Origin of the sequence: Pectobacterium brasiliense, assembly GCF_013449685.1 — a bacterium.
Classification (GTDB): domain Bacteria; phylum Pseudomonadota; class Gammaproteobacteria; order Enterobacterales; family Enterobacteriaceae; genus Pectobacterium; species Pectobacterium brasiliense_A.
This window is the reverse complement of record NZ_JACDSF010000016.1, coordinates 205,125-227,943: the sequence shown is the minus strand read 5'-3', so window position 1 is coordinate 227,943 and position 22,819 is coordinate 205,125. Positions and strand designations below refer to the sequence as shown.

Below are 22,819 nucleotides of genomic sequence, written 5' to 3'. Positions count from 1 at the left end.
TTACGCCAGAACGATAGACGGCGCTTTAAATGCCAACGGCATTTCAGCTTCGTCTTCAAAGGTCACGTATTCCCACGCTTCCTGATTTGCCAGCACGGCCTGCAACAGTTTGTTGTTCAGTGCGTGTCCAGATTTAAACGCAGAGAAGGCACCGATGATGTTGTGGCCACACATAAACAGGTCACCGATGGCATCCAGCATTTTATGGCGGACAAACTCATCTTCAAAACGCAGACCGTCTTCGTTCAGTACGCGGTAATCGTCAACGACGATGGCGCAATCCATACTGCCGCCCAAGCACAACCCACGAGACTGCAAGTATTCGATATCGCGCATAAAGCCGAATGTACGCGCACGGCTGATCTGGCGAACAAACGCATCGGCGGAGAAATCCAAACGATAGCGCTGGTTGCCCGCATCAATCGCTGGGTGGTTGAAGTCGATAGTGAAATCCAAGCTGAAGCCGTTAAACGGTTTCATCTCGGCCCACTTGTCGCCGTCTTCAACGCGAACGGGCTGTTTGATACGTACGAATTTCTTGGCACAATTCAGCTCTTCGATACCCGCATCTAACAGCAGGTAAACGAACGGGCTGGCGCTGCCATCCATAATTGGAATTTCCGGCGCGTCAACATCAATGACAATATTGTCAATGCCCAACCCTGCAAGCGCAGCGTTAAGATGCTCCACCGTAGAAATACGGACGTCATGCTCATTAACCAGGCAAGTACAGAGCATGGTATCACGCACGGATTTTGCATCAGCCGGAAAATCAACCGGGGGATTCAAGTCTGTGCGACGATAGATGACCCCGGTATTTGCCGGTGCAGGACGCATGGTCAACGTGACCTTCTTGCCGGTATGTAACCCGACACCAGTCGCCTGAACAATACGTTTTAATGTACGTTGTTTGATCATCATTTTATCTCGCATGTTACTGAACCTACCGACCTAGTATACACTAGGCTCGGTGGCACAGTTTAGCACAAAGAGCGGAGATTCCAACGTTATCTGGCAGCAAATTAGTCTGCCTGCTTACGCAGAAACGCTGGGATATCCAGATAATCCGGCTCTTTATTCGTCTGCGGATTCTGGTCGTTAACCACTTTAGCAGCCGGTTTTTCCTGCGCCAGTGGCGTCATACCGTGTTGCTGATAACGATGATCCATCACAGGCTGGCTGGCCTGCTTGTTCGTCACCAGCGTAATCTCAGGACGCTTGTCCATGCCGATACCCGTCGCAACAACCGTGACACGTAGTTCATCATTCATTTCCGGGTCAAGCGACGTCCCGATTACGACTGTCGCATTATCAGACGCGAATGCACGGATGGTGTTACCAACCGTCTCGAACTCATCCAGACGCAGATCAAAGCCCGCCGTGATGTTGACCAACACGCCACGTGCGCCGGACAGATCGATATCTTCCAGCAGCGGGCTGGAGATCGCCATTTCAGCCGCTTCTTCTGCACGGTCTTCACCACGCGCAACACCGGATCCCATCATGGCATAACCCATTTCGGACATCACGGTACGCACGTCTGCAAAGTCGACGTTCATCAGGCCTGGACGCGTGATCAGCTCAGCAATACCTTGCACCGCGCCTTTCAGTACATCGTTTGCTGCACCAAATGCATCCAACAGGGAAATACCGCGTCCCAGCACTTTCAGCAGCTTGTCGTTTGGAATAGTGATCAGCGAGTCGACGTGCTTAGACAGCTCGGCGATACCCTGCTCTGCAAACGCCATACGTTTTTTGCCTTCAAAGTTGAAAGGCTTGGTCACCACAGCGACGGTCAGAATGCCCAGGTCTTTTGCGACTTCGGCAACAACCGGCGCAGCCCCTGTACCTGTACCACCGCCCATACCTGCGGCGATAAACACCATGTCTGCACCTTCCAGTGCTGAACGCAGTGCTTCACGATCTTCTTCAGCAGAATTACGGCCGACTTCAGGGTTAGCGCCTGCACCCAGACCTTTCGTGATGCCACTGCCGATCTGAATCGTCTGGCCCACAGCCGTTTTGCGTAATGCTTGCGCATCCGTGTTGACCGCGAAGAACTCGACGCCTTCGATGCGCTCACGCACCATGTGTTCGACGGCATTACCACCGCCGCCACCGACGCCGATGACTTTAATCACCGCGTCGTTGGTTAATTCCATTGGTTCAAACATAATTTCTCTCCGTTTGTTCCTGTAACTGCGAGATCATAAAACTGTGCCAGGCGATCTCTTTGATAAAATTAAAATTCTTTCCTCAACCAGCTGTTGATTCTCTTGAACCAATTGCTCACTGAGGCACGTTTTTCGACTTCATGCTCACCACCCAGATGAGATTCTTTTCCGTAATGCAGCAACCCAACCGCCGTTGAGTAATAAGGCTCTTGGGCATAATCCGTCAGCCCCGTTATATTCATTGGTTGTCCAATACGCACCTGTGTATGGAACACACGCTGCGCACAGGCCGCCAGACCGTCTATTTGCGCGGCACCGCCCGTTAGCACAATCCCTGCTGCCAGATGATGTTTCACGCCTTGTTGACGCAACTGCTCCTGCAACTGTAAAAGTTCATCGTTCACCAAGTTCAACAACTCGGTGTAACGTGGTTCAATCACTTCCGCCAATGTTTGTCTTTGCAGACTGCGGGGGGGACGTCCTCCAACGCTCGGGACTTCCACATTCTCATCTTTGCCAACGATCGCGCCTAATGCACAACCGTGACGAACCTTGATCGCTTCGGCATCCGTCGGCGGCGTACCAAATGCGTAAGCAATATCGCTGGTAACCACATTGCCCGCATACGGAATCACTTTAGTGTGTCGCAATGCGCCACCAGTATAGACCGCGATATCCATTGTACCGCCGCCAATATCAACAACACACACGCCCAGCTCACGTTCATCTTCTGTCAGCACCGCATAACTGGAAGCCAGTCCCGCAAAAATCAGTTGGTCGACCTTTAAGCCGCAGCGTTCAACGGCTTTAACAATATTCTTCGCCATATCGTTATGGCAGGTTATCAGGTGGACTTTCGCCTGCATGCGCACGCCGGATAAGCCAACTGGGTTTTTAATCCCTTCCTGATAATCGATCGCGTACTCCTGTGGAATCACATGGAGAACACGATGTTCATCACGCACGCGCACGGATTTAGCGGTATGCACCACGCTTTCCACGTCCTCCTGCGTAACCTCTTCTTCTGAAATAGGCACCATCCCTATTTCATTCTGGCAGCTGATGTGTTTTCCCGAGAGCGCCAGATACACGGAAGAGATCTGGCAGTCTGCCATCAACTCAGCCTGATCAATAGCGCGCTGAACACATTTAACGACCGATTCCAGATCGTTTACACCGCCTTTATCCATACCGCGTGACGGGCAACTGCCTACGCCAATAATGTTGACCATGCCATCGGGCAGAACTTCCCCTACCAGCGCAGCCACTTTTGCTGTACCGATTTCCAGCCCAACTACCAGTTTTCTGTCCGTCGACTTGATCATTGTTGTTTAGCCTGTGCCTATTTCTGGTTACTGTTCTGTTGCTGATCAATGTCTTAGTGCTGACCAACTCGTTGCCGATCACCGTGTTGTTGTTGATCACCTTGTTGCTGATCAAGCAAAGCTGGAGCCCAACCTATCGCGGCCCCACTGTCATACCGCAAATCCACATGGCTAATACGTTTGTTTTCGCTCTGAGCCTGCCGCTGCAACAGCGGATACAGCTCGATAAAGCGTTGCAGACGTTTTGCCCTATCGTCCCGCCCCAATTCGAGACGAGTATCATCGTCTAATCCTAGTTGCCACGAATGCCGCGCACTCATCGCCACCATTTTTAACGTAAACTTCTCAGCGGCCAGCGTCTGATTCATTGTGCGATAGCCTTCCAGCACTTCTGCTTCACTGCCTTCTGGGCCATACAGCAGCGGCATCTTACGATTGCCAATACGTTCGGCGGGTACACTGAACGAATTTCCTTCTGCATCAACCATTAGCTGATCATTCCAACGCGCTACCGGAACATATTCAACCAGATGAATCTTTAATTCGTCAGGCCATTGCTTGCGCACGCTAGCCTGTTTTATCCACGACAGACGCTCGATCTGCTGCTGGATCACGTTCACATCCTGTGTCATGAACGTTCCCGGCGACCCCAACGACAAAATAGCCTGACGGATATCGTCGTTGGTGGTGTACTGCCTTTCGCCTGTCACTGCCATGCGGGAGAGCGGTAAGCGGCTGGCATCTTTCATCCACCCCACAACCATCCAGCTTCCCCAGACGATCGTCCCTATCACCATCAGCAGGAAAACCATCCCTGCCAATTGGCCTCCATTACTGCGACGTGTTCCTTTGGTTTCAGGCTCTCGTCCGCGTGTATTCAGCGCTGCCTGCGACATATCAGCCAGCGAGCTCTAAAATTTTCACGACCAGTTGCGAAAAAGTCAGCCCACGTTGGCGCGCTGCCATAGGAACCAGACTGTGGCTCGTCATCCCCGGAGACGTATTCACTTCAAGCAGATAGAAGGCACCGTCGCTATCCAGCATAAAATCGACGCGTCCCCATCCGCTACAGCCCACCGCACGATAAGCCGCCCTCGCCAATCCAGCTAGCGCCTGCTCTTGATCGTCCGGTAAACCACTCGGACAGAAATACTGCGTATCATCCGATAAATACTTCGCTTCATAATCGTAAAACGTACCCGCAGGCTGAATACGAATAGAAGGCAACACGTCATCACCCAGGATAGCCACCGTATACTCTGGGCCGCTCAGCCACTTCTCGATCAGAATATCGTCATCGTGACGGAATGCTTCTTCCAGTGCCTCAGGCAGTTCGCTCAGCATATTCACTTTGCTCATCCCCACGCTGGAACCTTCACGGCTTGGCTTGACGATCAGCGGCAATCCGAGATGAGTAAATTTCGCCAGCAACGCGTTTGCCGCCGTTTCTGAATATTGGCGACGATCCAGCGCCACGTATGGCGACACCGGTAATCCCACCGCTTGCCACACCTGTTTGGTGCGGAGTTTATCCATCGTCAGTGCAGATGCCATGACGCCGCTACCAGTATAAGGCAGCCCCAGAAACTCCAGAACGCCCTGCAATGTACCATCTTCACCACCACGACCATGTAAGGCGATGAAAACCTTGGTAAAGCCTTGTTCCTTTAACGTCGTCACAGAGACGTCACGGGTATCAACCGCATGCGCGTTGATACCCGCTTCTTTCAGGCCAGCCAAAACCGCCTGACCGGAAAGTAACGACACTTCACGTTCGGCAGAGGTTCCACCAAGCAATACAGCAACTTTCTCCGTCATGATGTTCCTCATTCACTCATCTGTGGCTGTAATCTGGAATCAGCCAGTTTACGCGCCAATTTACCGATGTTGCCGGCGCCCTGAACCAAAATCAGGTCTTCACCTCGTAGCGCCTGTGACAACAGTTCCGGTAAAGTATCCACATCCGTCACCAGAATCGGATCAATCTTACCTCTTCCGCGAATCGTACGGCACAGCGAACGGCTGTCCGCCCCCGGAATCGGCGACTCTCCAGCGGAATACACATCCAGCATCAGCAGCACGTCAACCTGCGATAGCACGTGTGCGAAATCGTCATACAAATCGCGGGTTCGCGTATAGCGATGCGGCTGAAAAATCATGACCAATCGCTTATCTGGCCATCCGGCGCGGGCGGCTTTAATCGTGGCATCGACTTCCGTCGGATGGTGACCGTAATCATCCACCAACATCGCCGTACCGCTTTGACCATTCACCAGCTCAAGCGGATATTCACCGAGAAAATCAAAGCGACGACCGGTACCCTGAAAACGCTCAAGCGCACGCAGAATCGCCTCGTCATCAATCCCTTCATCGGTCGCCACAGCAACCGCCGCCGCAGCGTTGAGCGCATTGTGACGCCCCGGCGCATTCAGCGTGACAGTGAGCAGCGGTTTATCTTTCCGCTCCAGCGTAAAGTGCCCTTGCGCGCCAGTCTGGTGATACCCTGAAATACGTACATCAGCATCGTCGCTAAAACCATACGTGGTGATATGACGACCCACGCGCGGCAGCAGCTCACGGATTACCGCATCATCAATACACATCACCGCTTGCCCGTAAAACGGCAGGTTGTGCAGGAAATTGATGAACGTCTGCTTCAGGTTCTCAAAATCGCCCTGATACGTGTCCATATGGTCGGCTTCAATGTTGGTCACAATCGCTACCATCGGCTGCAAATGCAGGAAAGATGCATCGCTTTCATCGGCTTCCGCAATCAGGTAGCGGCTTGAGCCCAAACGCGCATGCGTTCCCGCCGCCTTCACCAATCCACCATTTACAAACGTCGGATCTAATCCCGCTTCCGCATAAATACTGGTAACCATCGCCGTTGTCGTCGTCTTACCGTGCGTGCCCGCAATCGCAATACCGTGACGAAAACGCATCAGTTCCGCCAACATCTCGGCACGACGGATCACCGGAATACGTGCGTCATGGGCGGCGACAATCTCAGGGTTATCCGCAGTAATCGCACTCGACACCACCACCACGCTGGCGTTCAGAACGTTCTCCGCACGGTGGTGGAAGTAAATCTGCGCGCCAAGTTCAGTCAACTGCTGCGTTACCGCATTTGGAGCCAGATCGGAACCGCTAATTTCATAACCTTCATTGGCCAACACTTCGGCGATACCACCCATGCCAGCACCGCCGATGCCGACAAAGTGTATGTGCCGGACGCGATGCATCTCGGGAACGATTGAACGTAGTTTCGCCAGTTGTTGAGTATTCACTTTATTCTATCGCTACCTTGTAGCGTCGCCGGGCAGTCTTCTACCCGACAACGTTGTATTAATTAACCATGAGCCACATCTGTAGCCCGACTGCCTGCCGCTGCACTGACTTCCGCCGCAACCCGTTCGGTTGCATCTGGAATCGCCACTGCGCGGGCTTTTTGCGCCATCGCCAGCAAGGTTGCGCGATCCCAACCGGACAGCACCTCGCTAACCGCCGCCACGCTGAATTGTGGCTGCTCAATAATTTTTGCCGCGCCTGCCTTTTCCAACGGCAGCGCATTCCAGTACTGCTGCCGATCTTTATGCTGGAACGGGACAAACAGCGCCGGTAACCCAGCCGCCGCAATTTCACTGACGGTCAATGCGCCGGAACGGCACACCACCACATCCGCCCAGGCGTAAGCTGCCGCCATGTCATCAATAAATTCGGTAATATTGTGCTGCGTCTGCCCAACATCCTGATAGGCCTGTTGAACGGTTGATAACGCCCCTTTACCCACCTGATGCCAAATTGTCACGCGTTCGCCCATCTGGGCTGCCACGCCGGGTAGCGTTTGATTCAGCACTCTTGCGCCCTGACTACCACCAACAACCAGCACCCTCACAGGGCCTGAGCGATCGGCTAATCGTGTTTCCGGCGCAGGCAATGCCAGCACATCGGTTCTGACCGGGTTCCCCACAACATCTGCTTTAGGAAACGCGCCCGGAAATGCCTGCAATACCTTTTTGGCGATATGGGATAACCAGCGATTGGTCAACCCTGCAATACCGTTCTGCTCATGTAGGACGACTGGAATGCCGCACAGCCAGGCAGCCAAGCCACCGGGGCCGGAAACGTAACCCCCCATCCCCAGCACCACATCAGGCTGGTAACGGCGCATAATCGCGCGAGCCTGACGCACGGCCTGAAAAATACGAATCGGCGCGCTTAACTGCGCCCGAATGCCTTTACCACGCAGGCCAGAAATGCGGATAAAATCAATTTCGATACCATGCTTAGGCACCAAATCGGCTTCCATACGATCCGCTGTACCTAACCAGCGAACCTGCCAGCCCTGCGCCATCAGGTGATGTGCAACAGCAAGTCCGGGGAAGACATGCCCACCCGTACCGCCAGCCATCACCATCAAACGCTTGCCTTCGCCACTCATCGGGCACCTCTCGTAAACGCCTGCGCTTTCGTCAGACGCGTTTCAAAATCAATGCGTAACAGCAACACTATCGCCGTCGACATAATCAACAAACTGGAACCGCCATAACTGATCAGCGGCAACGTCAGCCCTTTTGTCGGTAGCATCCCCGCCGCCGCGCCTACGTTCACCAGCGTCTGAAAGCTGAACCAGATACCGATGGAACACGCCAGAAAGCCCGAAAAACGCTGATCGATCTCCAGCGCCCGCTTCCCGATAGACATCGCGCGAAAAGCGACGAAGAATATCATTAACAATGCTAAAACCACACCGATATAGCCAAGTTCCTCACCTAAAATAGAGAAAATGAAATCGGTATGTGCTTCCGGCAAATATTCCAGTTTCTGTACTGAATTCCCCAGCCCTTGCCCCCAGAATTCACCGCGCCCAAATGCCATCAGGGACTGCGTTAACTGGTAGCCGCTGCCAAACGGATCATCCCATGGATTCCAGAAAGACGTCACACGGCGCATACGGTAAGGCTCAGCGACAATCAGCAGGCCAACGGCAAACACGCCACAGCCGATGATTGCCAGAAACTGCCACATCTTGGCGCCAGCCAGAAACAGCATCGCCAGCGTCGTAATAAACAGTACCACCACGGTACCGAGGTCAGGCTGTGCCAGCAGCAACACCGCCAACACCACCATCACGCCCATTGGTTTACAAAAGCCCCAGAAGTTATTTCGCACTTCTTCAACTTTGCGCACCATGTAGCTGGACAGGTAGCAAAATAACGCCAGCTTGGATAATTCCGCAGGCTGAATACGCAATGGCCCCAGCGAAATCCAGCGTGATGCACCGTTGACCGAGCTTCCCACCGCGAGCACCACCAGCAACATAACCATAGCGAGGAGTAGCAGTACCGTGCTGTAACGTTGCCATATCTCCATCGGCACACGCAGCGTGATTAACGACAAGCCAAATGCCAACCCGATATAAATCGCATCACGTTTCGCGAACAGGAATGGGTCGCTGGCTAGGCGCTGCCCAACAGGCATAGAAGCCGACGTCACCATCACAAAACCAATCACGGCCAGCCCAAGCGTCAACCACACCAGCGTTCTGTCGTACAGAACAACGCTGAGCGTATCGCTTTCGCGCGTTCCCATAACCCAGCTCTTGATGCGCTCGATAAACGCCAGACCGAAGAACCGCATCAGCCTAACTCCTCCGCCAGACGAGCGAATTCATCGCCTCGCTGTTCAAAACTGCGAAACTGATCCAGGCTTGCGCAGGCTGGCGACAGCAGCACCATATCGCCCGGCTTAACGCGTTCGGCGATGATACGCATTGCCTGTTCCATCGTTTCTGTCTGCTCGGCAATTTCTGGGCGCAGCGCAGCCAGTTGTTGCCCATCCTGACCGAAGCAGTACAAATGAATGTGCTCGCCCTGCAAATACGGCACCAGCGGCGAGAAATCGGCAGATTTACCGTCACCGCCTAACAACAGGTGCAACGTGCCTTCTACCGCCAAACCGCTCAATGCGGCCTCGGTGCTGCCCACATTGGTGGCTTTAGAATCATTGATCCACCGCACGCCATTACGCTCGACAGCACTTTGAAAGCGATGAGGCAATCCGGTAAATGACGTCAACGCCGTCAACGCAGACGCACGTGGAATCTTCACTGCATCAGCCAGCGCCAGCGCTGCCAATGCATTCGTATAATTGTGCTGCCCAACCAGCTTGATTTCACGGGTATTGAGTACACGTTCGCCGTCCACCCGCAGCCAGGTTTCTCCCTGCTGACGGTTAAGGTGGTAATCGCCAACATCGACGCCAAAACTGCGGCAGCGTGCATCTGCGCCACGAACCGGCATGGTCAGCGCATCATCAGCATTCACAACACACAAATCCGCGTGTTCATAAATACGCAATTTCGCCGCTCGGTACTGCTGTAGACCAAACGGGTAACGGTTGGTGTGATCTTCCGTCACATTCAGAATGGTCGCCGCAGCGGCGTGCAGGCTACTCGTCGTTTCCAACTGGAAACTCGACAACTCCAGCACATACAGCTGAGCAGGCTGTTCAAGCAGTTGCAGTGCAGGTAGGCCGATGTTGCCCCCCACACCCACCTGCCAGCCTGCAGCACGCGCCATTTCGCCGACCAGCGTCGTCACCGTGCTTTTACCGTTAGAACCGGTAATCGCCACAATCGGGGCTTGCGCTTCACGACAGAACAGTTCGATATCGCCAACAATCTCGATGCCAGCGTCAGCGGCGTCACACAGAATCGGCGTCGCCAACGCAACACTAGGACTGGCGACGATCAAATCTGCACTCATCAGCCAGTCTTCATTCAGGCTACCGAGGTGTCGTTCTACCTGCTCCGGCAGCGTATCCAGACCTGGCGGACTGATACGGGTATCCACCACACGCGGTACGACATCGCGCGCGAGAAAGAAATCAACACAGGAGAGCCCGGTCAGACCCAACCCGATAATGACGACTTTTTTACCCTGATAGTCCACCATGTCTTACCGTACCTTCAGCGTTGCCAGGCCAATCAGCACCAGCATCAACGAAATAATCCAGAAGCGCACAATCACGCGCGGTTCCGGCCAGCCCTTAAGTTCATAATGGTGATGAATAGGCGCCATGCGGAAAATCCGCTGCCCGCGCAACTTAAAGGATCCGACTTGCAAAATCACCGACAGCGTTTCGACCACGAAGACACCGCCCATAATTACTAACAAAAACTCCTGACGCAGCAGGACCGCAATAGTCCCCAGCGCGCCGCCCAGCGCCAGAGAACCTACGTCCCCCATGAAGACCTGCGCCGGATAGGTGTTAAACCACAGGAACCCAAGCCCTGCGCCCACAATCGCGGTGCAGACGATCACCAGTTCACTGGCATGACGGATATACGGAATGTGCAGGTAACCAGCAAAGTTCATGTTCCCTGTTGCCCATGCCACCAGTGCAAAACCTGCCGCAACAAACACAGTCGGCATGATTGCCAAGCCATCCAAACCATCAGTCAGGTTGACGGCATTACTGGTGCCGACAATCACAAAGTAGGCAAGCGCAATATAGAGCAGGCCCAGTTGCGGCATTACGTCTTTGAAAAACGGCACAACCAACTGCGTGGCTGGCGTATCTTTACCAATGGAATACATGGTGAAAGCCACCACGAGCGCAATCACCGACTGCCAGAAATATTTCCAGCGGGCAATCAGCCCCTTGGTATCCTTACGGACCACTTTGCGGTAGTCATCAACAAAGCCGACCGCACCGTAGCCCGCTAACACCAGCAGTACACACCAGACATACGGGTTAGACAGATTCGCCCACATCAAAACGGAAACGATAATCGCCACTAGGATCATCACGCCCCCCATTGTCGGGGTTCCGCGCTTACTGAAATGTGATTCCGGCCCTTCGTTACGCACCACCTGCCCAATCTGCAAACGCTGCAGCCAGGCAATCATATGCGGCCCCATCCATAAGGAAATAACCAGTGCGGTCAGCAGGCTGACAATGGCGCGGAACGTCAAATAAGAAAAGACGTTAAAGCCGGTATAAATTTTGGCCAAATGTTCGGCCAGCCATACTAACATTGCGCATTCTCCTGTAATGCATGTACAACCTGCTCCATCGCAGCACTGCGTGAGCCTTTGACCAATACGCTGATGACGTTATGTTCTGACATCAGCACCTTCAAACGTGAAACCAGCGCGGCTTTATCCTGAAAATGCTCACCATTGCCACTGGCAGTGCCGATCAATTCACTCAACGTTCCTACACTCAATACGCGATCGATGCCCGCAGCACGCGCCGCTTCGCCCACTTGACGATGGCATTCAGGGGCTTCATTCCCCAACTCGCCCATATCACCAACAACCATCACACGGTAGCCCGGCATCTCTGCCAGCACTTGTGCCGCCGCCGTCATTGAGCCGACATTCGCGTTGTAGCTGTCATCCAGCAGCAGCGTGCCTTCAGACAAAGCAATCGGGAACAGCCGCCCCGGAACCGCCTGAAGCTGAGATAATCCGGCTTTAACGGCTTCCAGTGTCGCGCCGACGGACATCGCCAGCGAAGCCGCTGCCAGTGCATTAGAGATGTTATGACGACCAGGTAAAGGCAGCAGAACTTGAATTTCGCCAAATGGCGTGTGCAGCGTAAAACGCGTACCTTGCGCTAAAACGACTACATCGCTGGCAAAGAAATCAATGTCGCCAGCAGCCTGCGGCGAGAAACGCCAGACGGTTTTATGATTCAGCATGACCTGCCAGTGCGGGAAATCGTTGCTGTCCGCATTCACGATCGCTACGCCGTCTGCTGGCAAACCAGAAAATATCTCACCTTTCGCCTGCGCCACACCGGCCAGTGAACCAAACCCTTCCATATGCGCAGCAGCCAGATTGTTGACCAGCGCGCTTTCCGGCCGCACTAGATCGGTGGTATAGGCAATCTCACCAATGTGATTTGCCCCCAGCTCAATCACTGCGAACTGGTGTTCCGCCGTCAGACGCAACAGCGTTAGCGGCACACCGATATCGTTGTTGAAGTTACCAGCGGTATACAACACGGAACCACACTGGCGCAGAATCGCCGCCGTCATTTCTTTAACTGAAGTTTTGCCGGAAGAGCCTGTCAGGGCGACAACACGCGCCGTTGACTGCTGACGAACCCAGGCGCCCAATTGGCCCAGCGCCAGACGCGTATCGCTCACCAGCAACTGCGGCACATTGATAGGTAAGTGCTTACTGACTAACAGAGCCGCCGCACCGCCTTTCACTGCATCCGCAGCGTAATCATGTGCATCGAATTTCTCGCCTTTCAGCGCGATAAACAAACCGCCGGACGCCAGCTTACGCGTATCGGTTGAAACATCTTCAATATCAATATCTTCGCCAATCAGCTGCGCATTCAGCACCGTAGCAAGCTGCTGCAAGGAGACGCGAATCATGCAATTACCCCCAGCAGGCGGGCAACGGTGATGCGATCGGAATAATCGAGACGCTGATTGCCCACCAGTTGGTAGTCTTCGTGCCCTTTACCCGCAACCAACACCACGTCATTTTCCTGCGCCTGCATAATCGCGCTAGTGACCGCTTCAGCACGCCCGTGAATCACCTGAACGCGCCCGGCATCCAGCAGCCCGGAAAGAATATCGGCAACAATGGCCTGAGGCTCTTCACTGCGCGGGTTATCATCGGTAACCACAACGCGGTCAGCCAGTTGTTCTGCGATACCGCCCATAAGTGGGCGCTTACCTTTATCACGATCGCCACCACAGCCAAACACACACCAGAGTTTCCCCTGACAGTGCAGACGTGCCGCTTCAAGCGCTTTTTCCAGCGCGTCTGGCGTGTGGGCGTAATCCACAACGACCGTTGGTTTTGCTTCAGCATGGAAAACTTCCATGCGACCACATACGGGTTGCAGTTGAGAGCCCGCGATAACCAATTTATCGAGCGGATAGCCCAGAGACAGCAGCGTTGCCAGCGCCAGCAGCATATTGCTGACGTTAAACGCGCCCATCAGGCGGCTTTCAATTTCGCCATGCCCCCAGCTTGAATCAAACGCAATCGTGGCACCGTTATCGTGATAATCAATCTGTGTCGCTTTCAACCAGCGCCCACGGCAGTCGGGAACCAAATTGTTTTCCATAGTAACGGCAACCGCATCCGGCAGCTTCGCCAACCAGCGTAGTCCGACATCGTCATCCGCGTTGATAATCATCTGCCCAACACGATGCTCGGAGAACAGCGCCCATTTGGCCGCTTCGTAGCTTTCCATATCGCCATGGTAATCAAGATGATCGCGACTCAGGTTAGTGAATACCGCCGCCGCGAAAGGCAACGCAGCCACACGATGCTGCACCAGACCGTGGGAGGACACTTCCATGGCGGCGAACGTCGCACCTTGATCGACCAGTTGGCTCAGCACCTGCTGAACATCGACAGCAGACCCTGTTGTATTCTCTGTCGGAATCGCTCGACCTAATAGGCCATTGCCTACGGTACCCATGACGGCACTCGTTTCGCCTAATGCCTGACTCCACTGCGCCAGAAGCTGAGTTGTCGTCGTTTTTCCGTTGGTTCCCGTTACGCCAATCAGCTGTAGCTTTTCCACAGGCTGCTGATAAAAACGGCCTGCCAGTGCGGACAGTCGCTGGTTCAGATTGCTGAGATACACCACTGGCACACCGTGCATTTCGCGAACGGTGCCATCAGCGGCCTCACCTTCAGCTTCGGCAACAATCGCTGCTACACCTTGCGCAATTGCCTGCGGAATATAGCGCCGTCCATCTGCTTTGTGCCCGACAATCGCGACAAACAGATCCCCGGCAGCCGCAACGCGGCTGTCTAATGTCATTTCCCGCAGCGCGCGCGCCGGAGTGTCTTGCACCCACGGCGCAAGTAAATCGCGCAAATTACGATCTGCCACCTGATCCCTCTTCTCTATTAATTACAAACTCGTTTTTGTCGCCTGTCGGCAACGCATCTGGTTCGATATTCATCGTACGCAGAACGCCGCCCATGATGGCGCCAAAGATTGGCGCAGAAACCGCGCCGCCGTAGTACTTCCCTGCCTGCGGATCGTTAATCACGACAACCAGAGCAAAACGTGGGTTACTGGCTGGTGCCACACCCGCCGTGTAGGCAATATATTTGTTGATGTACTTGCCATCCGGGCCGACTTTTTTAGCCGTACCGGTTTTAATCGCGATACGGTAACCTTTGATAGCCGCCTTGGTACCGCCGCCTCCGGGCAGCGCCACGCTTTCCATCATGTGCACCACGGAACGCACCAGCGCTTCAGGGAAGACACGCTCGCCTGGAACGGGTGGATCGACTTTGGTAATCGATAGCGGACGGTAAATACCGAAACTGCCGATCGTGGCGTAGACTCGCGCTAACTGTAACGGTGTTACCATCAGCCCGTAGCCAAAAGAAAAGGTGGCCCTCTCTATGTCAGACCACCGTTGTTTTTGAGGGTATAAGCCACCGCTTTCTCCGACCAACCCCAAATTGGTCGCTTTTCCTAATCCAAAGCGCGAGTAAGTATCTACCAACGCAGAGGAAGGCATCGCTAACGCCAGTCTGGAAACACCGACGTTACTCGATTTCTGTAGCACGCCCGTCAGCGTCAATTCGCTGTAGCGCGCCACGTCTTTGATTTCATGACCGTTGACGTAGTAAGGCAGCGTATTGAGCACGCTATTCTCTTTGACGACACCGCGCTGCAACGCCGTCATTACCACCATCGGTTTAACCGTAGAACCCGGTTCGAAGATATCGGTGATGGCGCGGTTACGCATAATCTCTTTCGGCGTATCCGCCAGATTGTTCGGGTTATAAGACGGGCTATTCGCCATCGCCAACACTTCACCGGTATTCACATCAACCAGCACAGCCGTTCCTGACTCAGCTTTGTTAAAGGCAACCGCGTTGTTGAGTTCACGGTAAACCAGCGCCTGCAAACGCTCATCAATGCTTAGCGCCAGATTGTGTGCAGCCTGGCTATCAACAGAAGAGATATCTTCAATCACGCGACCAAAGCGGTCTTTACGCACGGTTCGTTCACCGGGTTGCCCGGTCAGCCAGCGATCAAAACTTTTCTCAACGCCTTCAATACCCTGGCCATCGATATTGGTGAAGCCAATGAGGTGAGAGGTCACTTGTCCAGAAGGGTAATACCGGCGAGACTCCTGCCGCAGATTAATGCCTGGCAGTTTCAGTTTATGAACATATTCGCCAATAGCAGGATTCACCTGGCGAGCCAGATAAACGAAGCGACCTTTAGGGTTAGCGTTGATCTTGGTTGCCAACTGATCCAACGGAATATCGAGCGCATCAGACAGTGCTTTCCAGCGCGTATCCAACGTAATACCGCCACGATCGTTCACTTCTTTCGGATCGGCCCAGACGGCATTCACCGGCACGCTGACGGCCAAAGGACGGCCAGCACGATCGCTTATCATGCCGCGTGCCGTTGGCACTTCCTGTACGCGCAGAGAACGCATATCCCCTTCGCGCACCAGTTTGTCTGGATTGATGACTTGCAGATAAGCCGCACGCGCCATCAAGCCAACCATCGCAAGCAGGATACAGCCGCAAAGCAACGCAAAACGCCAGCTAACAAAGCTGGCTTGATCTTCCTGGCGCTTTAACTTTCCTGTACGGGCTGCTTTCATGCTTAGCTGGTTGCCTATTTAGTTCATTGCTTAACCACAATGTTTTCCTGTGACGGATCAACGTGTCCCATTTGCAGTTTTTCCGTCGCGATCCGCTCCACGCGGCTATGATCCCCTAGCGAGTTTTCCTCTAGGATCAGGTTTCTCCATTCGATATCCAACGCATCACGCTCCAGCAGAAGCTGCTCGCGTTCTGCTGTCAGCAGGCGTGTCTTATGCGCCGTGGTGACCACAAAGACAGCAGAAACCAGCACGGCAATCATCAGCAACACTGGGAGTTTTGCATTACGCAGCAGATCCTCACCGATGACGCCGACCAGAGTATGCCGCTCATTACCGATCACGCAGGTAGTCTCTCAGCGAAGCGCAGAACAGAACTGCGTGCACGTGGGTTTTCCGCAACTTCTGCTTCCGAAGGCATCAGTTTCTTGCCGACAGCTTTTAGCGTCTGTCCACCCTGGCTGCGCAACTGTTCTTCCGTTAACGGTAGGCCCGCTGGCACCTGTGGCCCGCGGCTCTGATGGCGAATAAACCGTTTCACAATCCGATCTTCTAACGAGTGGAAACTAATCACCGACAGACGTCCCTGCGGAGCCAGTACGCTCAGTGCGCCTTCTAGCGCACGTTCGATCTCTTCCAATTCGCTATTGATGTAAATACGGATAGCCTGAAAACTGCGCGTTGCCGGATGCTTATGCTTTTCTCTAATCGGGCTGGCGGCAGCGATCAAATCAGCGAGCTCTTTTGTCCGCGTCATCGGGTCGAGACGATTACGCTCCACAATGGCGCGGGCAATACGCTTGGCAAAACGCTCTTCGCCGAACGTTTTCAAGACCCAGACAATGTCGTCAGCTTCCGCTTTCATCAGCCATTCCGCGGCAGACAAGCCACGTGTCGGATCCATTCGCATATCCAACGGGCCATCGCGCATAAATGAGAACCCACGCTCGGGGTCATCAAGCTGGGGAGAAGAAACGCCCAGATCGAGCAGAACGCCATCGATCTGCCCGGTCAACCCGAGTTCCGCAACATACTCCGCCATCGCGGAAAACGGCCCGTGAATAATAGAGAAACGAGGATCGTCAATCGCCTTGGCGGCTTCAATTGCCTGAGGATCGCGATCGATAGCTAACAGACGTCCTTCCGGCCCCAGTTGGGAAAGAATCAGACGAGAATGACCACCACGGCCAAATGTGCCGTCGATGTATATGCCGCCGCTGCGAATGTTCAGGCCGTTTACTGCCTCATCCAACAGGACGGTGGTATGTTTATAATTTTCCAGCATGGCTATAGCGATAGGTCCTGCAACCGCTCAGACAAAGGTTCCTGAGTCGATTGTTCAGCGTCAATATCATCCCTGACCTGTTGATACCAAGTCTGTTCATCCCACAGTTCAAACTTGTTGAACTGCCCGACTAGCATCACTTCTTTTTTGAGGTCCGCATGCTGCCTTAACGTATTTGCAATCAACAAACGCCCTGCACTATCCATTTGGCACTCGCTGGCATGCCCCAATAACAAACGCTGAACACGACGTTCAGCAGGGTTCATGCTCGACAAGCGCGACAATTTTTGTTCAATAATTTCCCACTCAGGTAAGGGATAAAGCAGCAGACATGGCTGATGCAGGTCAATGGTGCAAACCATTTGACCTTGCGATTCCCCATTCAGCATTTCCCGATATCGGGTAGGCACAGCAAGGCGCCCTTTACTGTCGAGGTTAACCAGCGTAGCCCCACGAAACATACCTGAGTTACCCCTCCATCACCTTTTTCACCACTTTACCCCACAAAATCCCACCTTTAAGAGTGTACGGAGGGTATGAAAACCTTGTCAAGCCAGAGCTGGCGCGCTTTGGGATTATTCCTGAATGAATTGTGGGCGTCATAGAGGTAAAAGGAATAAGGAGTCAGAATTAACAAAGATTAACATCATGATAATTTGAGGAAAATTCATAGAGAAATGGGAATATTTCAAACATATAGCCACTAACTCCGGCATATTGATTATTTTTATTGTCACAAGCTGATACCAAAGGCAGCGGTTTTCAGAATAGTCTTACCAAGCCGAACACCTTGAATACCAAGGCCTGCACAAGCCCGCAGTATCATACCGTAGCGGTTAACATCTGCTCAATGTCACATTTTTAACATCAACATCGCCGATTCTTCATTAATCAGCCGATTTACGTTAATTGATGCCCCACCGACGAATGCGGTTTCCTGAAAAGAAAAGCAGGCTCAGGAAATGTGGAATACATTAAGCATCCCTCGTCCTCAAAGACGCATTAAAAATGGGGCACCACGAGCAACCCTGTTTTATCGGTCACCTACTCACTTCCTTTAGTGCTTTAACGCAATTCCTTCCCGCGCAGACAAGTCTTTCACCAAAAAAACATAACATATTGTTTTTAAATAATTTTAAATCCCTTGTCGCGATAAAAAAACGGGAAAATTATCGGATAGACATAAAGTAGCGGGAAAGTATAAAAAACACTCACAAATAAATATTTTTACCTAGTACAAAGCCAATAATGCAGTGATGTAAACTATACAAACAAAATAAACCATAACAAAAAACCACATTAAACCATTACACCAGTTTATCCGACCTAAGAATGGAGCAACCAGCCATGTTTTCCCCGACGTCACGATTGCGAAGTGCCACTGCAGATACCTTTGCGCTCGTTGTCTATTGTTTCATCACTGGCATGGCGATAGAAATCATGCTTTCCGGTATGAGCATCGAGCAATCGCTGTCTTCACGCTTGTTATCTATCCCCGTCAACATTGCCATTGCTTGGCCGTATGGGCTTTACCGGGATCGTGTGTTGAATATGGCCAGACGTCACGGTGGTGAGCATTTCTTGGTGCGCAGCGTCGCCGATCTGTTTGCCTATGTCAGTTTCCAATCACCGGTTTACGCCATCATCCTCTGGTCTATCGGGGCGAACCCCGCGCAAATCCTAGCCGCGGTTACCAGTAATTTGGTGGTATCGATGGTGACGGGCGTGATATATGGCTACTTTCTGGAATATTGCCGTCGGTTATTCCGAGTCGCCTTGCCGTAAAAGTGAATTGAGGCTAGGTAAGGAAGAGGCGCCATAGCAATCTATGGCGCAAAAAGCAGGTCGAGATTACGCGCGGCTCAAAGAACCACGACGATACAGATTACGCCGGATACGATTCAAACCAGGTTTCGGCCTTTTCGGCTCATCCAGACTGGCCAACACCAACTCCAGTACGCGTTCCGCGACTTCACGATGGCGCTGAGCGACAGACAATACCGGACACTCCAGATAATCCAACAGTTCATTGTCCCCAAAGGTCGCGATAGCCAGATTATTCGGCAAACGCCCGTTAATCTTCAGGTTGACGTCCATCACTCCCTGCAATAGCGGGAATGAAGTGGTGAATAACGCTTCGGGCATAGGATTATTTTTCAAATAATCCATAAACGCGGCAGTGGCAGCCACGCGTTCATAGCTATTAGAATAAAGGTAATTCACTTCGCGCGGATCGCCCGCCCAAGCCTGACGGAACCCCTGCTCACGCAGGAAGCTGACGGAAAGCTCAGGCAAAGCGCCAAGATACAGTACCGATTTCGCAGGCACTTTTCTTAATTCCTGCGCCAGCATTTCAGCATCTTCAAGATCGGCCCCCACCACGCTGGTGAAGTGCTCCCGATCTAACGCCCTGTCTAACGCAATAATCGGCAGGCTGCCGTTTATCCAACGTTGATAAAACGGGTGCTCCGGCGGTAATGCGGTAGAAACAATAATCGCGTCAACCTGACGCTGCAACAGATGCTCAATACACCGCATCTCATTGTCTGGCTGATCCTCTGAACACGCAATTAATAGCTGATATCCGCGCTGTCTGGCCTGACGCTCCAGATAATTAGCGATGCGTGTATAGCTGGTATTTTCCAAATCGGGAATAACCAAACCAATTGAACGCGTACGTCCGGCACGTAATCCAGCCGCGACGGCGTTGGGATGATAATTGTGCTCCCTGACGACAGCCATGACTTTCTCAACGGTCTTATCGCTAACGCGATATTGTTTTGCTTTCCCGTTAATGACATAGCTGGCTGTCGTGCGTGAAACACCCGCAAGACGCGCGATTTCATCCAGTTTCACGGTAACCCCTTAGTAGGCCGGAAAATAAGTAGGCCGGCTCAATAAATAGTGTGATGACCATAAAATCATCATGGATATGGCGTAGATCTAACAGCAGAAGCTTTTGTACGGCAACTGCTTTTATCACGTTACCGACATATTTCAAGCTGCCATATCAATAATGGATGTCTTTTAAGCTGAATATATTGTACCTATATAAGATAAGGGAAATAAAAAGGCCCGATACTATTATCGGGCCTCTTAAAAGAAAAAGCAGCGAAAAGTCGATTAACGCATGATTTTATCGCCGCGTGATACGCCGACGATACCAGAGCGCGCCACTTCAACAATTTCGGAGACTTCACGCACGGCACTCAGGAACGCATCCAATTTATCGCTGGTGCCAGCAAGCTGTACGGTATAAAGCGAGGCAGTGACATCCACAATCTGGCCGCGGAAAATATCGGCGCAGCGCTTCACTTCTTCACGACCATAGCCTGTAGCCTGTAGTTTCACCAGCATGATCTCACGCTCAACGTGCGCGCCCTGCCCTAGCTCGCTGACGCGCAGGACATCCACCAGCTTGTGCAGTTGCTTTTCGATCTGCTCCAGCACTTTCTCATCGCCTACCGTCTGGATAGTCATACGAGATAGCGTTGGATCTTCGGTTGGTGCCACCGTCAGACTTTCGATGTTGTAGCCGCGCTGGGAAAACAGGCCGACGACACGTGACAAGGCGCCTGATTCATTCTCAAGTAATACTGATAAAATCCGCCGCATGATCAGGTCCTCTCCGTTTTGCTCAACCACATTTCATCCATCGCCCCGCCGCGAATCTGCATGGGGTAAACATGCTCGCTGCTGTCGATGTTGATATCAACAAACACCAGACGGTCTTTCTGTGCCAGCGCTTGCAACAGCTTGCTTTCCAGTTCGTCCGGCGTATCGATAGAAATCCCGATGTGACCGTACGCTTCAGCCAGCTTGACGAAATCCGGTAATGATTCCATATAAGAGCTGGAATGGCGGCCCGAGTAGATCATGTCCTGCCACTGCTTCACCATGCCGAGGAAACGGTTGTTCAGGTTAATGACCACCACAGGCAGATCATATTGCAGCGCCGTAGAAAGCTCCTGAATATTCATTTGAATACTGCCATCGCCCGTTACACAAATCACCGTTTCTTCCGGCAGCGCAAGTTTGATGCCCAATGCCGCAGGCAGGCCAAAGCCCATCGTGCCCAACCCACCGGAGTTCACCCAGCGGCGCGGCAAATCGAAAGGATAATACAGCGCAGCGAACATCTGGTGCTGGCCGACGTCCGATGCCACATAGGCTTTACCTTCAGTCAGCCGATGCAGCGTTTCAATCACCGCCTGTGGTTTAATCTTGTCGCCTTCGGTGTTGTATTTCAGACAGTGACGCCCACGCCACTGTTCGATACTCTGCCACCAGTCGCGCAGCGCATCAAACTGCTGCGTTGCACCATCCTGTGCCAGCAACTCCAGCATCAGGCTCAATACCTGTTTGGCATCGCCGACGATAGGAACATCGGCATTTACCGTTTTGGAAATCGACGCGGGATCGATATCAATGTGCAGAACCGTCGCATTCGGGCAGTACTTCGCCAGATTATTCGTTGTTCGGTCGTCGAAACGCACCCCTACGGCGAAAATCACATCGGCGTTATGCATAGCCGTATTGGCTTCATATGTCCCGTGCATCCCCAGCATACCGAGGCACTGACGGTGCGTACCAGGAAAGCCACCCAGCCCCATCAGGGAGGTTGTCACTGGCAGGTTAAGTTTTTCCGCCAGCGTCAGCAGTTCTTCGTGACACTCCGCATTAATCACGCCCCCACCGCTGTAGATAATCGGTTTTTTTGCCGCCAGCAGGGTTTGCAACGCGCGACGAATCTGGCCTTTGTGCCCTTGAACCGTCGGATTATAGGAGCGCATACTGACGCTTTCAGGATAAACGTACGGCAGCTTATTCGCCGGATTCATGACGTCTTTCGGCAGATCGACCACCACCGGCCCAGGACGTCCGGTCGATGCCAAATAAAACGCTTTTTTCAGAATCGTCGGGACATCTTCCGCTTTCTTGACCAGAAAACTGTGCTTCACAATAGGGCGGGAAATGCCCACCGTGTCACATTCCTGAAAGGAGTCATAGCCAATCAGCGAAGTCGCAACCTGACCGGACAACACCACCATAGGAATGGAGTCCATATAGGCAGTAGCGATACCGGTAATCGCGTTGGTCGCACCAGGACCAGACGTGACCAGCACGACGCCGACCTCACCCGTCGCGCGCGCATAGCCATCCGCCATATGTACCGCACCTTGCTCATGCCGCACCAAAATATGCTCGATACCACCAACCGTATGCAGGGCGTCGTAAATATCCAACACCGCACCGCCCGGATAACCGAACACATGTTTTACGCCCTGATCGATCAACGATCGGACCACCATTTCGGCGCCTGACAACATCTCCATGGGTCTGCCTCTTTTGTTCAGAAAGCGGAATCCGCTTCTGTATTGATCGGGAGAAATCCCCGCGCTCA

20 protein-coding genes are annotated in these 22,819 nt (G+C 52.9%); 1 reads left to right on the top strand and 19 read right to left on the bottom strand.

The window, feature by feature from the left end:
- From lpxC to mraZ, 16 genes are all read right to left on the bottom strand, one after another.
- Positions 1-918 (bottom strand): UDP-3-O-acyl-N-acetylglucosamine deacetylase, encoded by a 918-nt coding sequence (gene lpxC, locus H0248_RS07460; RefSeq protein ID WP_039278868.1) that lies wholly within the window; start codon positions 916-918, stop codon positions 1-3.
- A 104-nt stretch (positions 919-1,022) separates the two neighbouring features.
- The gene (gene ftsZ / locus H0248_RS07455; protein WP_005975217.1) at positions 1,023-2,174 is read right to left on the bottom strand and encodes a cell division protein FtsZ; all 1,152 of its coding nucleotides are present in this window, start codon (positions 2,172-2,174) and stop codon (positions 1,023-1,025) included.
- 68 nt (positions 2,175-2,242) lie between these two features.
- Positions 2,243-3,499 carry a cell division protein FtsA gene (ftsA, locus tag H0248_RS07450; RefSeq protein WP_005975219.1) on the bottom strand — a complete coding sequence of 419 codons (1,257 nt, stop codon included), beginning with the start codon at positions 3,497-3,499 and terminating at the stop codon, positions 2,243-2,245.
- 53 nt (positions 3,500-3,552) lie between these two features.
- Complete coding sequence (gene ftsQ, locus H0248_RS07445; protein ID WP_180785347.1) at positions 3,553-4,395, bottom strand: cell division protein FtsQ; 843 nt, start codon at positions 4,393-4,395, stop codon at positions 3,553-3,555.
- Between the two features lies 1 nt (position 4,396).
- The gene (locus H0248_RS07440) at positions 4,397-5,317 is read right to left on the bottom strand and encodes a D-alanine--D-alanine ligase (RefSeq protein ID WP_180785346.1); all 921 of its coding nucleotides are present in this window, start codon (positions 5,315-5,317) and stop codon (positions 4,397-4,399) included.
- A gap of 8 nt (positions 5,318-5,325) precedes the next feature.
- Complete coding sequence (murC, locus tag H0248_RS07435) at positions 5,326-6,786, bottom strand: UDP-N-acetylmuramate--L-alanine ligase (RefSeq protein ID WP_180785345.1); 1,461 nt, start codon at positions 6,784-6,786, stop codon at positions 5,326-5,328.
- A gap of 62 nt (positions 6,787-6,848) precedes the next feature.
- Complete coding sequence (gene murG, locus H0248_RS07430) at positions 6,849-7,940, bottom strand: undecaprenyldiphospho-muramoylpentapeptide beta-N-acetylglucosaminyltransferase (protein ID WP_180785344.1); 1,092 nt, start codon at positions 7,938-7,940, stop codon at positions 6,849-6,851.
- The gene (ftsW, locus tag H0248_RS07425) at positions 7,937-9,139 is read right to left on the bottom strand and encodes a cell division protein FtsW (protein WP_180785343.1); all 1,203 of its coding nucleotides are present in this window, start codon (positions 9,137-9,139) and stop codon (positions 7,937-7,939) included. Before ftsW ends, murG begins: the two co-directional genes overlap by 4 nt.
- Positions 9,139-10,455, bottom strand: a complete 1,317-nt coding sequence (gene murD / locus H0248_RS07420) for a UDP-N-acetylmuramoyl-L-alanine--D-glutamate ligase (RefSeq protein WP_180785342.1) — start codon at positions 10,453-10,455, stop codon at positions 9,139-9,141. The genes ftsW and murD overlap by 1 nt, the downstream gene beginning before the upstream one ends.
- Positions 10,456-10,458: 3 nt before the next feature.
- Positions 10,459-11,541 (bottom strand): phospho-N-acetylmuramoyl-pentapeptide-transferase, encoded by a 1,083-nt coding sequence (mraY, locus tag H0248_RS07415; RefSeq protein ID WP_180785341.1) that lies wholly within the window; start codon positions 11,539-11,541, stop codon positions 10,459-10,461.
- Positions 11,535-12,896 (bottom strand): UDP-N-acetylmuramoyl-tripeptide--D-alanyl-D-alanine ligase, encoded by a 1,362-nt coding sequence (murF, locus tag H0248_RS07410; protein WP_180785340.1) that lies wholly within the window; start codon positions 12,894-12,896, stop codon positions 11,535-11,537. The genes mraY and murF overlap by 7 nt, the downstream gene beginning before the upstream one ends.
- Entirely contained in the window at positions 12,893-14,380 is a 1,488-nt protein-coding gene (gene murE, locus H0248_RS07405; RefSeq protein ID WP_180785339.1) for a UDP-N-acetylmuramoyl-L-alanyl-D-glutamate--2,6-diaminopimelate ligase, read from the bottom strand. The genes murF and murE overlap by 4 nt, the downstream gene beginning before the upstream one ends.
- Complete coding sequence (locus H0248_RS07400) at positions 14,367-16,130, bottom strand: peptidoglycan glycosyltransferase FtsI (RefSeq protein WP_180785338.1); 1,764 nt, start codon at positions 16,128-16,130, stop codon at positions 14,367-14,369. Before H0248_RS07400 ends, murE begins: the two co-directional genes overlap by 14 nt.
- Positions 16,131-16,153: 23 nt before the next feature.
- Positions 16,154-16,474: a cell division protein FtsL gene (gene ftsL / locus H0248_RS07395; protein WP_014916655.1), complete on the bottom strand. Its 321-nt coding sequence runs from the start codon at positions 16,472-16,474 to the stop codon at positions 16,154-16,156.
- Positions 16,471-17,415, bottom strand: coding sequence for a 16S rRNA (cytosine(1402)-N(4))-methyltransferase RsmH (gene rsmH, locus H0248_RS07390; RefSeq protein WP_180785337.1), 945 nt, complete (start codon positions 17,413-17,415; stop codon positions 16,471-16,473). The genes ftsL and rsmH overlap by 4 nt, the downstream gene beginning before the upstream one ends.
- 2 nt (positions 17,416-17,417) lie before the next feature.
- The gene (gene mraZ, locus H0248_RS07385; protein ID WP_010298042.1) at positions 17,418-17,876 is read right to left on the bottom strand and encodes a division/cell wall cluster transcriptional repressor MraZ; all 459 of its coding nucleotides are present in this window, start codon (positions 17,874-17,876) and stop codon (positions 17,418-17,420) included.
- An 886-nt stretch (positions 17,877-18,762) separates the two neighbouring features.
- On the opposite strand from mraZ, the gene H0248_RS07380 reads away from it, so the two are divergent.
- Positions 18,763-19,200, top strand: a complete 438-nt coding sequence (locus tag H0248_RS07380; protein ID WP_180785336.1) for an L-alanine exporter AlaE — start codon at positions 18,763-18,765, stop codon at positions 19,198-19,200.
- A 66-nt stretch (positions 19,201-19,266) separates the two neighbouring features.
- Here the strand turns inward: H0248_RS07380 and cra are convergent, their stop codons facing one another.
- The 3 genes from cra to ilvI all read right to left on the bottom strand — a co-directional run bounded on the left by cra (position 19,267) and on the right by ilvI (position 22,751).
- Entirely contained in the window at positions 19,267-20,271 is a 1,005-nt protein-coding gene (gene cra / locus H0248_RS07375) for a catabolite repressor/activator (protein WP_180785335.1), read from the bottom strand.
- A gap of 267 nt (positions 20,272-20,538) precedes the next feature.
- Positions 20,539-21,030, bottom strand: a complete 492-nt coding sequence (gene ilvN, locus H0248_RS07370) for an acetolactate synthase small subunit (RefSeq protein WP_010681718.1) — start codon at positions 21,028-21,030, stop codon at positions 20,539-20,541.
- A gap of 2 nt (positions 21,031-21,032) precedes the next feature.
- Positions 21,033-22,751, bottom strand: a complete 1,719-nt coding sequence (gene ilvI / locus H0248_RS07365) for an acetolactate synthase 3 large subunit (RefSeq protein ID WP_180785334.1) — start codon at positions 22,749-22,751, stop codon at positions 21,033-21,035.
- Positions 22,752-22,819: the final 68 nt, after the last annotated feature.

Excerpts from the sequence above, each read along its gene's own strand:
- lpxC (WP_039278868.1), bottom strand. The coding sequence starts at position 918 with ATGATCAAACAACGTACATTAAAACGTATTGTTCAGGCGACTGGTGTC.
- ftsZ (WP_005975217.1), bottom strand. The coding sequence starts at position 2,174 with ATGTTTGAACCAATGGAATTAACCAACGACGCGGTGATTAAAGTCATC.
- ftsA (WP_005975219.1), bottom strand. The coding sequence starts at position 3,499 with ATGATCAAGTCGACGGACAGAAAACTGGTAGTTGGGCTGGAAATCGGT.
- ftsQ (WP_180785347.1), bottom strand. The coding sequence starts at position 4,395 with ATGTCGCAGGCAGCGCTGAATACACGCGGACGAGAGCCTGAAACCAAA.
- H0248_RS07440 (WP_180785346.1), bottom strand. The coding sequence starts at position 5,317 with ATGACGGAGAAAGTTGCTGTATTGCTTGGTGGAACCTCTGCCGAACGT.
- murG (WP_180785344.1), bottom strand. The coding sequence starts at position 7,940 with ATGAGTGGCGAAGGCAAGCGTTTGATGGTGATGGCTGGCGGTACGGGT.
- ftsW (WP_180785343.1), bottom strand. The coding sequence starts at position 9,139 with ATGCGGTTCTTCGGTCTGGCGTTTATCGAGCGCATCAAGAGCTGGGTT.
- murD (WP_180785342.1), bottom strand. The coding sequence starts at position 10,455 with ATGGTGGACTATCAGGGTAAAAAAGTCGTCATTATCGGGTTGGGTCTG.
- mraY (WP_180785341.1), bottom strand. The coding sequence starts at position 11,541 with ATGTTAGTATGGCTGGCCGAACATTTGGCCAAAATTTATACCGGCTTT.
- murF (WP_180785340.1), bottom strand. The coding sequence starts at position 12,896 with ATGATTCGCGTCTCCTTGCAGCAGCTTGCTACGGTGCTGAATGCGCAG.
- H0248_RS07400 (WP_180785338.1), bottom strand. The coding sequence starts at position 16,130 with ATGAAAGCAGCCCGTACAGGAAAGTTAAAGCGCCAGGAAGATCAAGCC.
- rsmH (WP_180785337.1), bottom strand. The coding sequence starts at position 17,415 with ATGCTGGAAAATTATAAACATACCACCGTCCTGTTGGATGAGGCAGTA.
- mraZ (WP_010298042.1), bottom strand. The coding sequence starts at position 17,876 with ATGTTTCGTGGGGCTACGCTGGTTAACCTCGACAGTAAAGGGCGCCTT.
- H0248_RS07380 (WP_180785336.1), top strand. The coding sequence starts at position 18,763 with ATGTTTTCCCCGACGTCACGATTGCGAAGTGCCACTGCAGATACCTTT.
- ilvN (WP_010681718.1), bottom strand. The coding sequence starts at position 21,030 with ATGCGGCGGATTTTATCAGTATTACTTGAGAATGAATCAGGCGCCTTG.
- ilvI (WP_180785334.1), bottom strand. The coding sequence starts at position 22,751 with ATGGAGATGTTGTCAGGCGCCGAAATGGTGGTCCGATCGTTGATCGAT.